The organism is Streptomyces sp. NPDC059787, assembly GCF_042732315.1.
Lineage (GTDB): Bacteria > Actinomycetota > Actinomycetes > Streptomycetales > Streptomycetaceae > Streptomyces > Streptomyces atrovirens.
In genome coordinates this window covers 106,990-125,005 of sequence record NZ_JBHWHX010000016.1, presented here as the reverse complement: position 1 = coordinate 125,005, position 18,016 = coordinate 106,990, and the positions used below count along the sequence as shown (strand labels likewise).

Genomic DNA, 18,016 nt, shown 5'->3' with positions numbered 1-18,016 from the left:
ATGGGAACTCGGAGTCCGAGCGTATAGGCCGACAGCGACAACCGGTCCCGGGATGTACCGAACCGTTGTCGTACCGGGGCGTTCCGGAAGCGCGCCGAGGGCCCGGCCGGGACCCGGCCGGGGGTTCAGTCGGGGGTGATCGTCCCGTCGGCCAGGCCGTCGTACATCCCGCGGACGAGCTGCTCGCCGAGCCGGCCCGCCTGTCCGAGCGCCCGCTCGAACTCGTCCAGGGCCCGGAAGCGGGCGCCGTAGCGCCGCTGTTCGGCCGGTGCGAGCCGGGGCAGTCGCAGCCGGCGCACGTCGAGCCGGGTGGCGGTGGACGCGTGGCTGCTGGCCCGGCGGTGGTTGGCGGTGCCGCGCAGGAACCCGGCGAGGAACCACGCGTCGAGCACCTCCGGATCGGGGCGCAGCAGCACGAGGTTGCGGCCCAGGGCAGCCCCGGCGGTCGCCTCGTCGACCACCCGCGCGACGGCGCCCCCGCCGAGCACGGGCACGACGACGTCGCCGGGTTCGGTGAGCACCGCTTCCTCGTCGCTCTCCGGAAGTGTGCCGGAGGGGCCGGTTCCGGAGAGTACGTCGTGGTCGGTGAGGACGGGCACGCGCGCGGGGCCGCCGTTTCCGCCGGTACGCATCACCAGGGCGCCCGCGCGGGCGAGTTCACCGACGGTGGTGAGCGGGAGGCGTCCGACGGCGGGCGGCGCGGGGTCGACGGGCGGCGGGGCGAGGCCGGCGGCCAGGCGCAGCGTCTCGCCGAGCCGTTCGCGTACGTCGGTGAGCCGGTCGGCGCCGTCCGTGGCGGCCGGGGGCGGGAGGTGGCGGGCCGGGACGAGGTCGACGTCGTCGTCGAGGAGTTCGACGACGGGCACGGAGCGGGCCAGTCCGGGCCGTTCGTCGAGCCGGCCGGTCCGGTCGAAGGCGTGCCAGGCGTCGAGGACCGTCTCCCGTACCCCCGGCCAGTCGGGCCCGCCGCGCCCCTCGCCGGCGAACCGCCCGGCGTCGGCGAGCAGCACCTCCGGCCGCGTCGGCGCCTGCTCGGGCCGGCGCAGCACCCACAGGTGCAGCGGGATGTTGTACGGGGGCGCGGCGCCGGCCGGCAGTGCGACGACGGCGCGCAGCGCGCCCCGGCGCAGCAGGTCGGCCCTGATCCGGCGTCCGGAGCGGCGGGACGCGGCGGCGGGCGGCATCAGCAGCACCGCGATGCCGCCGTCCCGCAGCCGGGCGAGCGCGTGCTGCACCCAGGCCAGCTCGGACTCGGTGCGGGCCGGGAAGCCATACTCCCAGCGCGGGTCGTAGGCGAGTTCGTCGTGCCCCCAGTTGCGCTCGTTGAACGGCGGGTGGCACAGGACGGCGTCGGCCCGCAGCTCGGGGTGGGCGTCGGCGCGCAGGGTGTCGCCGGCGGCGGCGTGCACGGGGGCGCGGGTGTGCAGGGCGAGGCGGAGCGCGGTGAGGGCGGCGAGTTCGGGGGCGCTGTCCTGGCCGTACAGCCGCCGGCCGGGGCCGTTGCCGGCGGAGCGCAGCAGGGCGCCGGTGCCGCAGGCCGGGTCGAGGACGGTGCGGGCGGTGCCGGCCAGGCCGGCCATGAGAGCGGCGAGGTCGGCGGGGGTGGGCGTGTACTGGCGCGGGTTGGCGTCGAGGTGCCGGCCGAGCAGGAACTCGAAGGCGTGCCGGGCGCCGAGTTCGGCGGCGAGTTCGGCGACGGCCCGGAGGAGGGGGACGGAGGGGATCAGGTGGGGGGTGGTGGGGGGTTCGAGGGCTTTTCGGGTGACCGAGGCGGCGGGGACGGCGGGGCTGTGAACAGTGCCCGCGGTGTTCACACATGAGCCGTTCGCGGCGCCGAACCGTGGTGTGAGCACCTGCTCCAGCGCTCCGGGCAGCAGCGCGGCGAGTCGCTCGTCGGAGCCGGAGCTCACCTCGAGCCAGACCGGGGAGCGGTCGTGGATCAGCAGCAGGACGCAGCCGGCGTGGGTGAGGGCGGTGACCGGTCCGGCGGGGTGGCCGACGAGCTGCTGCCGGACGCGTTCCCGCAGCGGGACCTCGGCGAGCTTGCTGTGCCCGCGCAGCCAGCCCTCGACCTCGGCCAGCGCGAACGAGGGGCTGGTCTCGGTGCCGCCGACGGGCCGGGGGAAGTCGGTGTGCCGCCGGCGCCAGTTGCTGACGGCGGCGCGGCCGACACCGGCCAGTCGTGCGATCCCGGCGGCGGTCACTTCTGTCGCGTTGTCCTGCATGCCCGGCACCCCGCCCTGTTTCCCTCTGTTCCGTGTGTGGCGACGAGCATACCGACGTACGCAAGATTTACGCTTCACATGCGTATACGCAACTTTCATTGTGAACTTTGTTGACTCGGTTTACAGCATCTGTTCTTATTGACCCCGCGAACGAGCGACCGTCGGCAGGCGGCGGTGGCCGCGTCGGGAGGGACACAGTCATGGGCATGAAGAGCAAGATCGCGCTGGGCGCCGTCGTGGGGATCGTCATCATCGGTGCCGCCTCGGCGAACTCCGGCGACTCGGACGGCGGTTCCGGCGACAAGGGCACCTCGGCGTCGGCGGAGCGGCAGTCCGGCGGCACGAAGTCGGACGGTGCGGCGGACGCGAAGCCGGCCGAGGACAAGGGCACCGAGAAGGCGTCCCAGGCCGAGCAGTTCAAGGCGTTCGTGCAGAAGAACGGGACGCCGCAGGAGAAGGACGCCGCCTCGCACATCACCAAGGTCCAGGGCGCGGACGAGCAGAACGACATCCTCGACGCCGCCGACGTCTACACCGACTTCACCGGCGGGATCATGGGCGAGGGCACGGGCCCCGCCAAGCTCATCGCCTCCGCGTTCGCCGACTGGAAGCAGAGCGACAACGGTCTCGTCACCGTCTACGACGCCGACGGCGAGATCATCGGCAACGGCAGCTTCTAGGACTTCCGGGGGGAATCCACCATGCGCCGCACCACACTCGCCGCCGTCTGCCTGGCCGCCGTGGCCGCCGTCGGCCTCACCGGCTGCGGCGAGGACAAGGCGGACACCGGCACATCACACGACTCGGCCGGACAGAGGACCGCGGAGAAGGGGAAGAGCTCCCAGGAACCGAAGGAGGAGCCCTTCGCCGGACTGACCGGCGGCGAGATCGCCGAGAAGGCCTTCAAGGCCACGACCGGGGCGTCGTCCCTGCGGATGACGGGCGAGGTACCCGACGACAGCACTGGCGGCACCATCCACGTCGACCTGGCCCTGAACAAGCGGGGCGAGTGCGCCGGCACGATGGGGCTGGACGGCCAGGGCGAGGCCGAACCGATCAGGACCGGCGACACCGTCTACATGAAGTACGACGAGAAGTTCCTGCGGGCCCAGAGCGAGGACGAACCCGAGGAGGACGTGGACGCGGCCGTGGCGCTGCTGGCCGGCAAGTGGATGAAGACGTCCGCCGAGGGCCCCGACGCCGGGGACCTCACGGGCTTCTGCGACCTCGACGAGGTCCTCGGCGGCGCGGAGGACGGCGACGCGGAGGCGACGCGCGGCAAGGCGACGACGGTCGACGGCACGCCCGCGATCACGCTGGAGGCGCAGGACGGCGACGACCGCTTCACGCTGTACGTCGCCACCGAGGGCGAACCCTACCTGCTGCGGCTCGACAGCACGTCCCCCACCGACCCGGGCTCCCTCTCCTTCGGCGACTACGACGAGCCGGTCCCGGTGGAGAAGCCCGCCGGCGACGTCCTGGACATCGGCTCCCTGAGCTGACCCGCCCGGCGGCTCAGCCGCCGCACTGCTGGAGCATCATGCGCTTGTCGGCCGGCGTCACCGGGAGCTCGTACTCGACGGCTACCTGGGCGAAGCGGACCGCGTACGCGCACCGGACCCGCTTGTCGGGCGGCAGCCAGGATGCGGGGCCGGAGTCGCTCTTGGACGAGTTGGCGGAGCCGTCGACCGGGATCAGGTTGAGGGGGTCGTTGGCGAGCTGCTCGCGCTTGCTCTCCGGCCAGCGCGACGAACCCATCTGCCAGCTGTAGGACAGCGGCACCACGTGGTCGATCTGGACCTCGGCGGCCTCCTGCTTGCGCCACTCGATGGTCGTGCCGGTGTACGGGTCGGCCAGGGTCATGGCGACCACCACACAGTCGGACCCGGAGCGGAAACGCAGGTCCTGGCCGTCGCGTTGCAGCAGGTCGTTCCGCGTGTCACAACCGTTCCTCGCGAGCGGCACTCCGTCCGCCGTGTCCATCCAGGCGTAGCCGAACTCGTCCCGGTCGTAGCCCGTCTTCGGTCCGCGGCCCTTGGTCGTCACCTTCGTGATGAGGTCGACGGCCTCGGCCCGGTCCGACTCGCCGGTCACGGGCGCGAGGCCCGGTCCGGTGCCCTCGGGGTTGTCCAGCGGGCTGACGGCGCGTCCGTCGGAGGCGGCGCTCCCGCTTCCGTCGCCGACCGGGGGTTCCCCGTCCTGGATCCCCTCGCAGCCGGTGAGGAGAACCACCGCGGCGATCACCGCCGGGCCCGCGCTCCGGGCCCGTATGCCCCATCCCTCGTTCCGCGTCACCGCGCCCCTCCTTCGCTCATCCGTCTCCTGCCCCGGTGGGGGCGGGTCGAGCCGGATCTCACCGTAACGAGTGAGAGGTCCAGACCAATAAGGCGCTACATGGGCATTCGTCGCAAAGCGCGCGTATCGTCGGTTCTGAGTCCCCTCCGGAAGGAGCTCCCGCATGGGCATCCTCGACAAGTTCAAGAGCAACAAGGCGGCACGCGACAAGGCCAAGCAGGCCTCGGACACCGCGGAACGGAAGATGAACGAGAGGACCGGCGGCAAGTACGAGCAGCACATCGACACCGGGCAGCAGCAGGCCGAACGCCGGCTCGGCATGGACCGCGACCGTCCCGACCAGCCGTAAGGCCGCGCGCACCCGTCAGGGCCGTCCACGGCGACCTCACGCCGTGGACGGCCTCTCATGTACGGGTCAGGACCCCAGGACCGACGTCAGGAACTCCCCGACCCAGCCCAGCAGGTCCCGCCCGACCAGCGGCTTGCCGCCCACCTTCGCGGTCTTCGGGCGCGGGACCAGCACCTGGTGCGCGGTCGCCTTGATGACCGTGCCCGGGTACAGGCGCTTCAGGCGCAGTTCCTGGGACTCGCGCAACTCCACCGGCGCGAAGCGGATGTTGTTGCCCTGGAGCACGATCTCGCCGACGCCGCACGCGCGGGCCAGCATCCGCAGGCCCGCCACCAGCAGCAGGTTCTCCACCGGTTCCGGCAGCTTGCCGTAGCGGTCGACGAGTTCCTCGCGCACGGCCTTGATGTCGTCCTCCGAGTTCGCGGAGGCGATCGCCCGGTACGCCTGGAGGCGCAGCCGCTCGCCGGGCGCGTAGTCGTGCGGGACGTGTGCGTCGACGGGCAGCTCGATCTTGACCTCGAGCGGCGGCTCCTCCTCGATCCCGCCGGTCTCCAGCTGACGCCGGTAGTCCGCGACCGCCTCGCCGACCATCCGCACGTACAGGTCGAAGCCGACGCCCGCGATGTGCCCGGACTGCTCGCCGCCGAGCAGGTTGCCGGCGCCGCGGATCTCCAGGTCCTTCATCGCCACGTACATGCCCGCGCCCATCTCCGTGTGCTGGGCGATGGTCGCGAGCCGCTCGTGCGCGGTCTCCGTCAGCGGCTTCTCCGGCGGGTACAGGAAGTAGGCGTAACCGCGCTCCCGTCCTCGTCCCACCCGGCCGCGCAGCTGGTGGAGCTGGCTGAGGCCGAAGTTGTCGCCGCGCTCGACGATCAGGGTGTTGGCGTTGGAGATGTCGATGCCGGACTCGACGATCGTCGTCGACACCAGCACGTCGAACTTCTTCTCCCAGAAGTCGACGACGACCTGCTCCAGCGCCGACTCCGACATCTGGCCGTGGGCGGTGGCGATGCGCGCCTCGGGCACGATCTCGCGCAGCCGGGCCGCCGCGCGGTCGATGGACTCGACCCGGTTGTGGATGTAGAAGACCTGGCCCTCGCGCAGCAGCTCGCGGCGGATCGCGGCACCGATCTGCTTCTGCTCGTACGGCCCGACGAAGGTGAGCACCGGGTGCCGCTCCTCCGGCGGGGTGGTGATCGTCGACATCTCGCGGATGCCGGTGACCGCCATCTCCAGGGTGCGCGGGATCGGCGTGGCGGACATGGTCAGCACGTCGACGTTGGCGCGCAGCTTCTTCAGCTGCTCCTTGTGCTCGACGCCGAAGCGCTGCTCCTCGTCGACGATGACCAGGCCGAGGTCCTTGAACTTGGTCTCGGAGGAGAACAGCCGGTGGGTGCCGATGACGACGTCCACCGAGCCCTCCCGCAGACCCTCCATGGTCGCCTTCGACTCGGTGTCGGTCTGGAAGCGGGACAGCGCCCGCACGTTCACCGGGAACTGCGCGTACCGCTCGCTGAACGTCCCGAAGTGCTGCTGCACCAGCAGCGTGGTGGGGACGAGCACGGCGACCTGCTTGCCGTCCTGTACGGCCTTGAAGGCGGCCCGGACCGCGATCTCGGTCTTGCCGTAGCCGACGTCGCCGCAGATCAGGCGGTCCATGGGGACCGACTTCTCCATGTCCTCCTTGACCTCGGCGATGGTGGTGAGCTGGTCGGGGGTCTCCGCGTAGGGGAAGGCGTCCTCCAGCTCGCGCTGCCAGGGCGAGTCGGCGCCGAAGGCGTGGCCGGGGGCGGCCATGCGGGCGCTGTAGAGCTTGATCAGGTCGGCGGCGATCTCCTTGACCGCCTTCTTGGCGCGCGCCTTGGTCTTGGTCCAGTCGGCGCCGCCCAGGCGGTGCAGGGTGGGGGCCTCGCCGCCGACGTACTTGGTGATCTGCTCCAGCTGGTCGGTGGGGATGTACAGCCGGTCGCCGGGCTGGCCGCGTTTGGCGGGGGCGTACTCCACGACCAGGTACTCGCGGGTGGCGCCCTGCACGGTGCGCTGCACCATCTCGATGTAGCGGCCCACGCCGTGCTGCTCGTGGACGATGTGGTCGCCCGGCTCCAGGGTGAGCGGGTCGATGGTCTTGCGGCGCCGGGCCGGCATCCGGGCGCCCTCGCGGCCGGATGCCTTCTGGCCGGTCAGGTCGGTCTCGGTGAGCACGGCGAGCCTGAGCGCCGGGTCGACGAAGCCGTGGTCGATGCAGCCGCAGGCGACGTGCACGACGGACGGGGTGATCTCACCGAGGTCCGTGTCGAGACGGGCGGCGATGCCCTCGCCGCCGAGCACCTCGACGGTGCGGGCGGCCGGACCGTGGCCCTCGGTGACGAACACCGTGCGCCAGCCGTCGGCGAGCCAGCCCTTGGTGTCGGCGAGGGCTCTGGCGGTGTCGCCGCGGTAGGTCTCGGGGGCGTGCATGCCGAGCTTGAGGGTGTCGGCGTCCAGTTCTTCGTCGGCGGCGAACGGCGACACCGACCACCACATCATGTCCAGCTCGCGGGCCCGGTCGCGGACGTCCGCGATGGACCACAGGGAGGCGGCGCCGACGTCGATGGGGGCCTCGCCGCCACCGGCGGTGGCCGCCCAGGACGCCTGCAGGAACTCCTGGCTCGTCGCCACCAGGTCGGCGGCCCGGGTCCGCACCCGCTCCGGGTCGCAGACGACGGCCATGGCGCCCTCGGGCAGCACGTCCAGCAGCAGCTCCATGTCGTCGACGAGGACGGGCGCGAGGGACTCCATGCCCTCCACCGCGATCCCCTCGGCGATCTTCCCGAGCAGCTCCCCCAGCTCCGGATGCCGCTCGGCGAGGACCCTCGCACGCTCCCGTACGTCCTCGGTGAGCAGCAGCTCGCGGCAGGGCGGGGCCCACAGGCCGTGCTCGGCGACCTCCAGGGAGCGCTGGTCGGCGACCTTGAAGTAGCGGATCTCCTCGACGTCGTCGCCCCAGAACTCCACCCGCAGGGGGTGTTCCTCGGTGGGCGGGAACACGTCGAGGATGCCGCCCCGTACGGCGAACTCGCCGCGCTTCTCGACCAGTTCCACGCGCGCGTACGCGGCGGCGGCGAGGGCTTCGACGGTCTCGTTCAGGTCGGCGCTCTGACCGTTCCGCAGGGACACCGGCTCCAGGTCGCCCAGACCCTTGACCTGCGGCTGGAGCACGGAGCGTACGGGCGCGACGACGACGGAGACCGGGCCGGTCTCGGGGTCGTCGGAGCGGGGATGGGCCAGGCGGCGCAGCACGGCGAGGCGACGGCCGACGGTGTCGCTGCGGGGGCTGAGCCGCTCGTGCGGCAGCGTCTCCCAGGACGGGTACTCCACGACGCCCTCGGGCGGGAGCAGCGAGCGCAGGGCCGCGGCCAGGTCCTCCGCCTCGCGTCCCGTGGCCGTCACCGCCAGTACGGGGCGGCCGGTGTCGCGGGCCAGGGCGGCGACGGTGAAGGGGCGGGCCGCGGGCGGGCCGACCAGGTCGACGTGCATGCGGTTGCCGTCCGCGGCGGCCGCGATCGCTTCCGCGAGAGCGGTGTCCTTGACTACGGCGTCGAGCAGACCGTGCAGGCTCATTCGGGGCGCTTTCCGTCCGGGGGTGTGCAACACGTCGGGCCCGACGCGCGCGGCGGGCCGGGGTTGTCCAGCGTACGTCGCTGGACAACCCCGGTGCCTGGGCTGTGGACAACGTCCGTCGACCGGTGGGCGGTGCCGGTGCTCGGCTCCCGGGGGCTCCCGCCCCCCGGACCCCCGGCCCGTGCCCACCCACCAACCGACTCGGCCGGCTGAAAGCCGAGGTGCCGGTATGCGCACACCCGGCGCCGGAAAGTCCCCGGGACTTTCCGGCGCCGGGTGTTTCCCCCGCAACCCCCGTATGCGGTGGCTAGTCGGTGGCGATGGCGTTCAGGACGTTCATGCGGCCGGCGCGGAAGGCCGGGACCAGGGCGGCGAACAGGCCCACGAAGGCCGAACCGATGAACACTCCGATGATCGTCGGCCACGGGATGTCGAGGACCTTCAGGCCCTCCAGGGCGAGCAGCTGCTGCGCGGTGGCGCCCCAGCCCATGCCCAGACCCAGGCCCAGCAGGGCACCGAAGAGGGCGATCACGACCGACTCCATGCGGATCATGCGGCGCAGCTGCCGGCGCGAGAGGCCGATGGCCCGCATCAGTCCGATCTCCCGGGTGCGCTCCACCACCGACAGGGCCAGGGTGTTCACCACACCGAGGACCGCGACGACGATCGCCAGGGCCAGCAGACCGTAGATCATGTTCAGCAGCTGGCCGATCTGGTCCTTCAGCGCCTCCTTGTAGTCGGTCTGGTCGCGCACCGTGTACTGCGGGTAGTCGTGCAGCGCGTCCTTCAGCGACGTGTACGCGGCGTCGGTCCGCCCGTCCTTCGCCGAGGCGAAGAGCAGCGTGTCCAGCGGCATCCTGTCGGCCGGCACGTACGTCGCGAGGGTGTCGATGGACGTGTACATCGCGCCCGCGTCGACGACGCCCTCACTACTGGTGATCGCCCGGACCGTCAGTGTGCCCGTCTCGCCGTCCTTGAACGCGATCTCGATCTCCGAGCCGAGCTCGATGCCGTGGTCCTTCGCGAAGTCCTCGTGGACGGACATCGAGTCGGGCCGGTAGGCGTCGCCGAGCTTTCCGGCGACCGTCTCGACCCGCAGGTCGGTCGCGTACGTCGGGTCGGCCGCCGTGATCGCGGTGTCCTTCAGCGTCTTGCCGTCGGGCGTGGTGAAGTCGGCCTCGGTCCACTTGTACTCGGTGACCCGGTCCACCCCGGGTGACTTCTTCACGGCCTCGACGGCCTGCGGGGTGATCAACTGGCCGGTGTCGGACTGGATGATGAAGTCCGTGCCGACGGCCTTGTCGAGCTCGTCGGTGGCGGACGCCACCATGGAGGAGCCCACCACGGACAGGCACGCCACCAGCGCGAGACCGATCATCAGCGCGGCGCCCGTCGCACCGGTACGGCGCGGGTTGCGCAGGGCGTTGCGCTCGGCCATGCGGCCCACCGGGCCGAAGGCCCGCAGCAGGACCGCGCCGAGGACGCGCACCACACCGCTCGCCAGCACCGGACCGATGACGACGAAGCCGATCAGGGACAGCACCACGCCCAGGCCCAGCCACATCGAGCCGTCCGTCGCCTTGTCCGCGCTGCCCGCCAGGTACAGGGCGAAGCCGCCGGTGCCGGTGAGGACCAGGCCGATCCCGCCGCGTATCCAGCCGGCCCTGGCGTCCGCCGGGGTGCCGGCGTCGCGCAGCGCGGCCATCGGGGAGATCTTCCCGGCCCGCCGGGCGGGCAGGTAGGCGGCGAGGACCGTGACGACCACGCCGAGGAGCAGTCCGATCGCGGGGGTCGTCCAGGCCACCGTGAGGTCGTCCGTGGACAGCTCCATGCCCATCATGCCCATGAGCTTCATCAGCCCGACCGCGAGTCCGACGCCCGCGCCGACCCCGAGGACCGAGCCGAAGACGCCGAGCAGCAGCGCCTCGACCAGCACCGAACGGTTGACCTGCCTGCGGGACGAGCCGATCGCCCGCATCAGGCCGATCTCCCGGGTGCGCTGGGCGACCAGCATGGAGAAGGTGTTGATGATCAGGAAGATGCCGACGAGGAAGGCGATCCCGGCGAAGCCGAGCATCGCGTACTTCATGACGTTCATGAAGCCCTCGACGTCCTTCTGGTTGGCCTCCGCGGTCTCCTCGGCGGTCTGCACCTTGTAGACGCCGCCGAGTTCGGCCGCGACGTTCTTCTTCAGCTGCGCGTCGCTGACGCCGGACGCGGCGGTCACGTTGACGTTGGTGTAGACGCCGCTCTCGCCGACCAGGGCCTGCTGCGCGGTCCTGGTGTCCAGGTAGAAGATCGCCGCACCGGGGTTGGTGACCGTGAAGTCGGCGATGCCGGAGACCTTCGCGGTGAGCGTGCCGACCACGCTGATCACGCCGATCTCGTCGCCGGGCTTCAGGTCGTGCTTGTCGGCGGTGTCGGCGTCGACCATGATCTGGTCCGCGCCCTTGGGCGCCGCACCCTCGGTGATCTCCATGGTGCGGGCGTCGTTGCCGTTCCAGCTGCCGACGATGGTCGGGCCGCCGCTGGTCGGCGAGAGGCTGTCCTTGTCGCCGTCGACGACGGTCACCGAGGTGGAGAACACCGTGCCCTCGGCCGACTTCACGCCGTCCGCGCCCTTGACCTCGTCGAGCACGGAGGCCGGTATCACCGGCGGCTTGCCGTTGTCGGAGGTGGTCTCACCGCTGTCGGAGGCGCCCTTGGCGCTCACCGTGACGTCCGAGGAGGTGGCCGCGAACAGCTTGTCGAACGTCGTGTTCATGGTGTCCGTGAACACCAGCGTGCCGCACACGAACGCCACGGACAGCAGCACCGCCACCGCGGACAGCGCCATCCGCCCCTTGTGCGCGAAGAAGTTGCGCAGGGAGGTCTTCAGGACGGTCATGACGTACGCCCCCGGGCGTCGAAGTCCTTCATGCGGTCCAGGACCTGATCGGCCGTCGGCTGGTGCATCTCGTCGACGATGCGGCCGTCGGCGAGGTACAGCACCCGGTCCGCGTAGGAGGCGGCCACGGGGTCGTGGGTGACCATCACGATGGTCTGGCCCAGCTCGTCCACCGAGCGGCGCAGGAAGCCGAGCACCTCGGCACCGGCCCGGGAGTCGAGGTTTCCGGTCGGCTCGTCACCGAAGATGATCTCCGGCCGGGCCGCCAGCGCCCGCGCCACCGCGACCCGCTGCTGCTGGCCGCCGGAGAGCTGCGTCGGCCGGTGCTTGAGACGCTCCGCGAGCCCGACGGTCTCCACCACCCGGTCCAGCCACCCCTGGTCGGGCTTGCGGCCGGCGATGTCCATGGGCAGCGTGATGTTCTCGATCGCGTTCAGCGTCGGCAGCAGGTTGAACGCCTGGAAGATGAAGCCGATCCGGTCCCGGCGCAGCCGCGTGAGCTTCTTGTCCTTCAGGCCGGTGATCTCGGTCTCGTCCAGGTGGATCTGCCCGGACGTCACGGTGTCGAGCCCGGCGAGGCAGTGCATCAGCGTGGACTTGCCGGACCCCGAGGGGCCCATGATCGCGGTGAACTGGCCGCGGGCGATGTCCACGTCGACGTGGTCGAGGGCGACGACACGGGTCTCGCCGGACCCGTACGCCTTCACGACCTGCCGCGCCCGCGCGGCAACGGCCGTACTCCCTCCCGCCACCCGGCCGCCACCCCTCATCGAGGCGCTTCGCGCCGCACCTTCCGAATCGCCCCCGTGCCCGGGAATGGTCACAGCCGATGTCACGGTAAGTCTCCTATGTCGGTCAGCAGATGAAAGCGGTGTTCCGGCGCCCGCCCGTCGTGTCCGGCGGTCGCTTCGTGCGTGTTCGTGCGACGTGATTCAGTCTGGCGGCCGACAGGGGCCCCGCGCCCTGGTGTTCAGCGCAGTCTTGTACTGAGGAAAACCCCACCCCCGCCGGTGCGGTGCGCCACCCCCCAGCGGCGTAAAGCCAGGTTAAGGACGACCCCCGCCCCGTCTCGTCCTCCGTCGGTACGAACCCTCCCCGACCCGTAGTACGGAGGTACCCCTAAGGGCTCTCCTCCGGCGGGTGGACTCCGTCTCGGGGTCGGCTCCACCCGCAGGCTCATACAGGCTCCACCCTCCCGCCGCGTGAGGATCAAATGCGAAGCTGTGCCGCGGCAGACAGGTGCAAGGGGCAATCAATCGTGGGGAGGAACTCCGGGTGGACGGCACCAGACCGGTGACACGCGACAGCGGGCGGCCCGCCGCGACCGGGCGGCGCGGAGCCGTCGTCGCCGCGCTGATGCTCGCGATGGCCCTGGCGGCACTCGACTCCACCGTCGTGGCCACGGCCGTCCCCCAGATCGTCGGCGACCTGGGCGGCTTCTCCTACTTCTCCTGGCTCTTCTCCGGCTACCTGCTGGCCGTCACGGTCACCCTCCCCCTCTACGGCAAGCTCTCCGACACCTTCGGCCGCAAACCGGTCCTCGTCGCGGGCGCCGCGCTGTTCCTGCTGGGTTCGCTGCTGTGCGCCGCGGCCTGGAACATGGCCGCGCTCATCGCGTTCCGCGTCGTACAGGGCCTGGGCGGCGGCGCGCTCCAGGGCACGGTGCAGACCCTCGCCGCCGACCTGTACCCGCTTCAGGAACGCCCGAAGATCCAGGCCCGCCTCTCCACCGTGTGGGCGGTCTCCGCGGTGGCCGGCCCCGGCCTCGGCGGACTGCTCGCCTCCTACGCCGACTGGCGCTGGATCTTCCTCGTCAACCTGCCCGTCGGAGCGGTGGCGTTGTGGCTGATCGTCCGTCACCTCCACGAGCCACGGCGGGAGAACGGCCGCCACGCGCGCGTGGACCGGGCGGGCGCGGTCGCGATCTTCGCCTGCGGGGGCGTCCTCCTCACCGCGCTCGTGCAGGGCGGAGTCGCCTGGCCGTGGCTGTCCGCCCCGTCGCTCGCCCTGTTCGCGGCGGGAGCCGCCCTCCTGGCGGTCGTGGTCGTGGTGGAACACCGCGCGGCGGAGCCGATCATCCCCGGCTGGGTGTGGCGCCGCCGTACGATCGCCGCCGTCAACCTGGCCCTCGGCGCCCTGGGCCTGCTGATGGTGGCCCCCACGGTCTTCCTGCCCACCTACGCCCAGTCCGTCCTCGGTCTCACCCCGGTGGCCGCCGGATTCGTCCTCTCCGTATGGACGCTGACCTGGCCGGTGTCGGCAGCCCTCAGCCAGCACGTGTACCGCCGCATCGGCTTCCGCAGCACCGCGATGCTCGGCATCGGCACGGCCGCGCTCGTCCTCTTCGCGTTCCCCTTCCTGCCCTACCCCGGCCGGGCGTGGCAGCCGACCCTGCTGATGCTGCTGCTGGGCGCGGCTCTCGGCCTGTTCCAGCTGCCCCTGATCATCGGAGTGCAGTCCTCGGTGGAGTGGGAGGAACGCGGCACGGCGACCGGGTCGGTCCTCTTCTGCCGGCAGACCGGCCAGACCGTCGGCGCGGCCCTCTTCGGCGCGGTCGCCAACAGCGTCCTGGCCGCACGCCTGGGCGGCGCGAGCGACCTGGACTCCGTCACCCGCGCCCTGGACGCGGGCACCGTCCCCGAGGCGACCCGCAGGGCCGTCGCGGACGCCGTGCACGCGGTCTACCTCGGCGCGGCGTGCGCGGCGGCACTGGCGTTCCTGGTCCTGCTGCTCCTCGCACCGCGCACGTTCCCGGTGCTCAAGGACTGAGAACCCCCCTTCCGCACCCGCCGCGCGGAAGGCCCCGGGGCCGGCTCACTCCACGGCCCGGCCCGTCAGCGCGCTGAGACCGGCACACACCTGGTCCAGCTGCGCCTGTACGTCCTCCCGCGTCCCGGCGTGCTCGCGCAGCACCCGCTCGGTCTCCCGCGCGACGCCCTCCGCGCGGACGCGTGCCCCGGCGAGCAGCTCCGCCGCCCGCTCCCGCGCCTCCTCCGCGCGGCGCCGCGCCGACTCCTCCGCGTCGGCGAAGACCTGCCGCGCCTCGGCCAGCGCACGCTCGGCACGCTCCTCCGCCTCGGCGTGCCGGGCCTCCAGCGCGGCCACCCGCTCCCCCTCCTCACGCGCCACCGCGTCCAGCCGTTCCGCCTGCTCCCCGGCCGCCTCGGCGAGCATCCCGGAAGTGCGCTCCCGCATCTCCCGCAGCACCGCCAGCGTCTGTGCGCGCCGCTCCTTCACCTCCAGCCGGGCCTCGGTCCGGATCCGGTCGGCCTCCGCGCGGGCCGCCAGCAGCACCTCCCCGGCATGCTCGTCGGCCTCGGCGCGTACGGCCCCGGCGTGCGCCCGCGCGGCCTCCCGCACGCCGGCCGCGTCGTCCTCCGCCAGGTCCGTCACGTCCCGCGCGTACTGCCGCGCCGACTCCCGCACGGCCGCCGCCTCATCCCCGGCCAGCCCGAACAGCCGCCGCGCGCTCTCCCCCAGCGACTCGTACGTCTGCGGCGCCAGCCCCGCCACCCGCACCCGCAGCAGCTCCAGCTCCTCCTCCATCTCCCGGGCGAGGACGGTGAGCCGCGCGGCCCGCTCCCAGGCGGCGTCACGACGAGCCGAGACGCCCTCGACGTACGCGATCACCTGCAAAGGACGGTAGCCACGCCCCCGTACGACCTCGAAGCCCTGCGACGACACCGATGCGCTGCTCACCCTGGAACCCCTCTCCACCGACGGACACGAAGCCCAGCACGAAAGACCGAGCACGAAATGGGATGAATCGCGCACATCTTGGTGGATGACACGGAAGTGTTCATAACGCGACACTCCGCGAGGAGGGCACGCAAAAGCCGGGCCCGGTCGTCCTGACGACCGGGCCCGGCTCCTCACGTCACACGGGGTTCACCCGTGAGGGGTCACAACAACCCGTCCCACATCTGCTCCAGCAGCACCGACCACCAGCTCTCCGGCGAACCCAGCGCCGCCGGGTCCAGCGCGGCCAACTGCGCCTGGAAGTCCACCGTCCAGCGGCCCGCCTGCTCCTGGTTCAGCCCGAACCGCAGCCGCCACATCCGGCCCAGCAGCGCCAGACAGCGCGCGAACTCCGGCAGACCGGTGTTCACGAACTGCGGCGGAACCGGCGCACCGCCCGGCCCGGACTCCACCGGCACCGCGACGATGTTCGCCGTGCCGTACTGCACACAGATCGCCTTGCCGAAGTCGCTGCCCATCACCAGGTACGAGCCCGCGTCCGAAGCCGGCTGCACACCCCGCTCCGCCGCCAGCTCCGCCAGCGTCGGCACCGGACGGCCCGGCTGCGCCTGCGCCCAGAAGAACGGCCCCATGTCCAGCGGCAGCCCCGCCACCACCAGGGTGTGCGCCACGACCGGCGGCACACCCTGCCGGGACACCGCCGCCTGCTCGAACCGGAACACACCCGGCCCGAACGCCCCCGCCAGCTCCTGCGCGATCGCCTCCGGCGGAACCGGCGGCACGGGCTGCACCGGCGGAATCGGCGCACGCACCGGCGCGGGACGCGCCGGACCGTCCGCCACTTGATGCAACTCGCCCTGATGGGCCAGCAGTTGCCCCATCCCCTGCTGCCGGCTCGCGTGATCGGTGCCGTACGGGGCGATGGACGTGATCCGCGCCTGCGGCCACTGCTCCCGGATCATCCGCGCGCAGTACGCACCCGGCAGCTCGCACGACTCCAGCTCGGTGTGCAGCTCCAGCACCTGGCCCGGCGGCACGTTCATCGCACGCAGCTCGTGGAAGATCTGCCACTCCGGGTGCGGCGTACCCGGCGCCGAACGCCGGATCAGCTGCTGCTCGCTGCCGTCCTGCGCGCGGTAGCGCAGCACGGCCTGGTAGCCGGGGCCGACGGTCGGCTGACCGGCGGGCGGCTGCGGATAGCCGTACGCCGGCGGCTGCCCCGGCACGGGAACACCGGGCGGCGGCGTACCGGGGGGCATCCCGCCGGGCGGCATCGGCGGAGCACCGCCGGGCACCCCCGGGGGCGCCGGGGGCGGCGGCACACCGGGCCCCGCCACCGGCGGCGCGGCCAGCACGGTCTCCGCGTGATGCACGGGCCCACGCCCGCCCCCGGCAGTACCGGGCGGCCCCGGAGGCTGCGGAGCGCCGGGAGCACCCGGGGCGGCGGGAGGACCGGGAGGCTGGGGCGCACCAGGGGTGCCGGGCGGGCCCGGAGGCCGGGGCACACCCGGACCGGCGAGCATCGTCGCCGCGTGGTGGGCACCACCGGGCGGCGGAGGCGGGGCCGGCGTCCCCGGCGGCGGGGTCGGACCACCCGGCGCCCCCGGCCCGTCGGGGCCGAGCGACGACACCATCTGCGTCGGCACGTACCCGCCCGCCGGAGCGGACGGCGGCGCGGGCGTACCGCCCGGACGCGCACCCGGAGTCCCCGGAGCACCCGGCGGAGGCGGGGTCGTCGCACCCGGGCCGCGCCGCGGAGGCGGAGCCGCCTTGCTGGTCGCGGCGTCCGCGATGTCCCCGGCGTCCGGCGCGAGCGGACGCTCCGGCGCACCCGGACCGGCCGGCGGAGGCGTGGGCGCACCGCCGGGCCCCTGCGGACGACCGTACGGCGCACCGCCCTGCGCGGGCGGCGGCGTACCCGGTGCTCCCTGCGGCGCACCGGGGTCCTGGAGCGCCGGCGCGACGGCCGTCGGCGGAAGCCCGCTGCCGCCCGACATCAGCGCCGTCATCGCCTCCGGCGGAGTCGCGGGCGGCGGAGTGCCGTCACCGGACTCGCCCAGCTGCGGCGCGAACACGGTCTCCGGCAGCGGAACGGAACGGTCCTCACCGGCGTCGGCGTTGGTGTCCGTACCGGCCCACGGAGTCGCCCCGACCGGCGCACCGGCCCCCGCGCTCCCCCCGGCGGCGGGCCACGCGGCACCGCTCCCCTCACCCGGCGCGGAAGCCCCCGCGCCGGAACCCGCTCCCGAAGGACCGGCAGCCGCGCCCGCCGGACCCGGAGCGGAACCCGCGGACGAGGCCGGAGCCGCACCGCCGGCGCCCGAAGCCCAACTCGCATCCGGAGCCGCGGACGACCCCGAACCGGAAACCGAGTCCGAAGCGGGAACCGCATCCGAAACCGCGGACGAACCGGAACCCGGAGTCGAACCCGCGGACGAACCGGAACCCGGAGTCGAACCGGAACCCGGAGTCGAACCCGATGCCGGAGTCGAACCCGATGCCGGACCCGCGGACGAGTCCGAAGCCGACCCGGCAGCCGACGCCGCGGACGACCCCGCACCCTCCCCCCGCCGATCCGGAATCCCCAGCCGGTCCGCCGCCTCCTGCAACCACTCCGGCGGACTCAGCAAGAACGACGTCTGGTTCAGATCCACCCGCGCCGCAGGCGCCGGCACCGGCTCGGGCGCCGAGTCGTCACGGCCGTACTCCTCCTCGTACCGGCGGATCACCTCACCCACCGGCAGCGCCGGCCACAGCGTCGCCTCACCGCTGTCGCGGGCGATCACCAGCCGCTGCGCACCCCCGTCCGAACGGGGCCCGTCCGCACGGTCCTCCGCCCACACCACGAACCCGAGGTCGAACTCCCGCACCCGCACCTCACGATGCTGGTACGACGGCACATCCCCGTTGACCCACTCCTCCGCGCGCTCCTGCGCCTGCGCGAACGTCACCATCGCCGAA

The 18,016-nt window shown here is 72.7% G+C and carries 11 protein-coding genes; 4 read left to right on the top strand and 7 right to left on the bottom strand.

The features are described from left to right. Nucleotides 1-125: 125 nt before the first annotated feature. Entirely contained in the window at nucleotides 126-2,225 is a 2,100-nt protein-coding gene (locus tag ACFV5H_RS17875; RefSeq protein ID WP_385195702.1) for an N-6 DNA methylase, read from the bottom strand. Nucleotides 2,226-2,425: 200 nt separating this feature from the next. On the opposite strand from ACFV5H_RS17875, the gene ACFV5H_RS17870 reads away from it, so the two are divergent. Then, the gene (locus ACFV5H_RS17870; protein ID WP_385050256.1) at nucleotides 2,426-2,905 is read left to right on the top strand and encodes a hypothetical protein; all 480 of its coding nucleotides are present in this window, start codon (nucleotides 2,426-2,428) and stop codon (nucleotides 2,903-2,905) included. 21 nt (nucleotides 2,906-2,926) lie between these two features. Beyond that, a complete protein-coding gene (locus tag ACFV5H_RS17865; protein ID WP_385195699.1) occupies nucleotides 2,927-3,727 on the top strand; it encodes a hypothetical protein in 801 nt (266 codons plus the stop codon). A 13-nt stretch (nucleotides 3,728-3,740) separates the two neighbouring features. Here ACFV5H_RS17865 and ACFV5H_RS17860 read toward each other — a convergent pair whose 3' ends face one another. Further along, complete coding sequence (locus ACFV5H_RS17860; protein WP_385195697.1) at nucleotides 3,741-4,520, bottom strand: HNH endonuclease family protein; 780 nt, start codon at nucleotides 4,518-4,520, stop codon at nucleotides 3,741-3,743. 163 nt (nucleotides 4,521-4,683) lie between these two features. Between ACFV5H_RS17860 and ACFV5H_RS17855 the strand changes: the two genes are divergently transcribed. Continuing rightward, nucleotides 4,684-4,869, top strand: coding sequence for an antitoxin (locus ACFV5H_RS17855; RefSeq protein WP_385050251.1), 186 nt, complete (start codon nucleotides 4,684-4,686; stop codon nucleotides 4,867-4,869). A 66-nt stretch (nucleotides 4,870-4,935) separates the two neighbouring features. On the opposite strand, the gene mfd is transcribed toward ACFV5H_RS17855, so the two are convergent. The 3 genes from mfd to ACFV5H_RS17840 all read right to left on the bottom strand — a co-directional run bounded on the left by mfd (nucleotide 4,936) and on the right by ACFV5H_RS17840 (nucleotide 12,192). Beyond that, on the bottom strand, nucleotides 4,936-8,469 hold the full coding sequence (gene mfd, locus ACFV5H_RS17850) for a transcription-repair coupling factor (RefSeq protein ID WP_385050249.1): 3,534 nt from the start codon (nucleotides 8,467-8,469) through the stop codon (nucleotides 4,936-4,938). 307 nt (nucleotides 8,470-8,776) lie between these two features. Then, entirely contained in the window at nucleotides 8,777-11,356 is a 2,580-nt protein-coding gene (locus tag ACFV5H_RS17845; protein ID WP_385050247.1) for an ABC transporter permease, read from the bottom strand. Next, the gene (locus ACFV5H_RS17840; RefSeq protein ID WP_385050245.1) at nucleotides 11,353-12,192 is read right to left on the bottom strand and encodes an ABC transporter ATP-binding protein; all 840 of its coding nucleotides are present in this window, start codon (nucleotides 12,190-12,192) and stop codon (nucleotides 11,353-11,355) included. The genes ACFV5H_RS17845 and ACFV5H_RS17840 overlap by 4 nt, the downstream gene beginning before the upstream one ends. A 439-nt stretch (nucleotides 12,193-12,631) precedes the next feature. On the opposite strand from ACFV5H_RS17840, the gene ACFV5H_RS17835 reads away from it, so the two are divergent. Then, complete coding sequence (locus tag ACFV5H_RS17835; protein ID WP_385050243.1) at nucleotides 12,632-14,125, top strand: MFS transporter; 1,494 nt, start codon at nucleotides 12,632-12,634, stop codon at nucleotides 14,123-14,125. A gap of 45 nt (nucleotides 14,126-14,170) precedes the next feature. Here the strand turns inward: ACFV5H_RS17835 and ACFV5H_RS17830 are convergent, their stop codons facing one another. Both ACFV5H_RS17830 and ACFV5H_RS17825 read right to left on the bottom strand, forming a co-directional pair. Continuing rightward, nucleotides 14,171-15,055, bottom strand: a complete 885-nt coding sequence (locus ACFV5H_RS17830; protein ID WP_385195695.1) for a cellulose-binding protein — start codon at nucleotides 15,053-15,055, stop codon at nucleotides 14,171-14,173. A 203-nt stretch (nucleotides 15,056-15,258) separates the two neighbouring features. After that, the gene (locus ACFV5H_RS17825; RefSeq protein WP_385195693.1) at nucleotides 15,259-18,009 is read right to left on the bottom strand and encodes an SUKH-4 family immunity protein; all 2,751 of its coding nucleotides are present in this window, start codon (nucleotides 18,007-18,009) and stop codon (nucleotides 15,259-15,261) included. Between the last annotated feature and the right edge of the window lie 7 nt (nucleotides 18,010-18,016).

What these genes read in the sequence shown, in the direction of transcription:
- ACFV5H_RS17875 (WP_385195702.1), bottom strand. Translation starts at nt 2,225, where the DNA reads ATGCAGGACAACGCGACAGAAGTGACCGCCGCCGGGATCGCACGACTG.
- ACFV5H_RS17870 (WP_385050256.1), top strand. Translation starts at nt 2,426, where the DNA reads ATGGGCATGAAGAGCAAGATCGCGCTGGGCGCCGTCGTGGGGATCGTC.
- ACFV5H_RS17865 (WP_385195699.1), top strand. Translation starts at nt 2,927, where the DNA reads ATGCGCCGCACCACACTCGCCGCCGTCTGCCTGGCCGCCGTGGCCGCC.
- ACFV5H_RS17855 (WP_385050251.1), top strand. Translation starts at nt 4,684, where the DNA reads ATGGGCATCCTCGACAAGTTCAAGAGCAACAAGGCGGCACGCGACAAG.
- mfd (WP_385050249.1), bottom strand. Translation starts at nt 8,469, where the DNA reads ATGAGCCTGCACGGTCTGCTCGACGCCGTAGTCAAGGACACCGCTCTC.
- ACFV5H_RS17845 (WP_385050247.1), bottom strand. Translation starts at nt 11,356, where the DNA reads ATGACCGTCCTGAAGACCTCCCTGCGCAACTTCTTCGCGCACAAGGGG.
- ACFV5H_RS17825 (WP_385195693.1), bottom strand. Translation starts at nt 18,009, where the DNA reads ATGGTGACGTTCGCGCAGGCGCAGGAGCGCGCGGAGGAGTGGGTCAAC.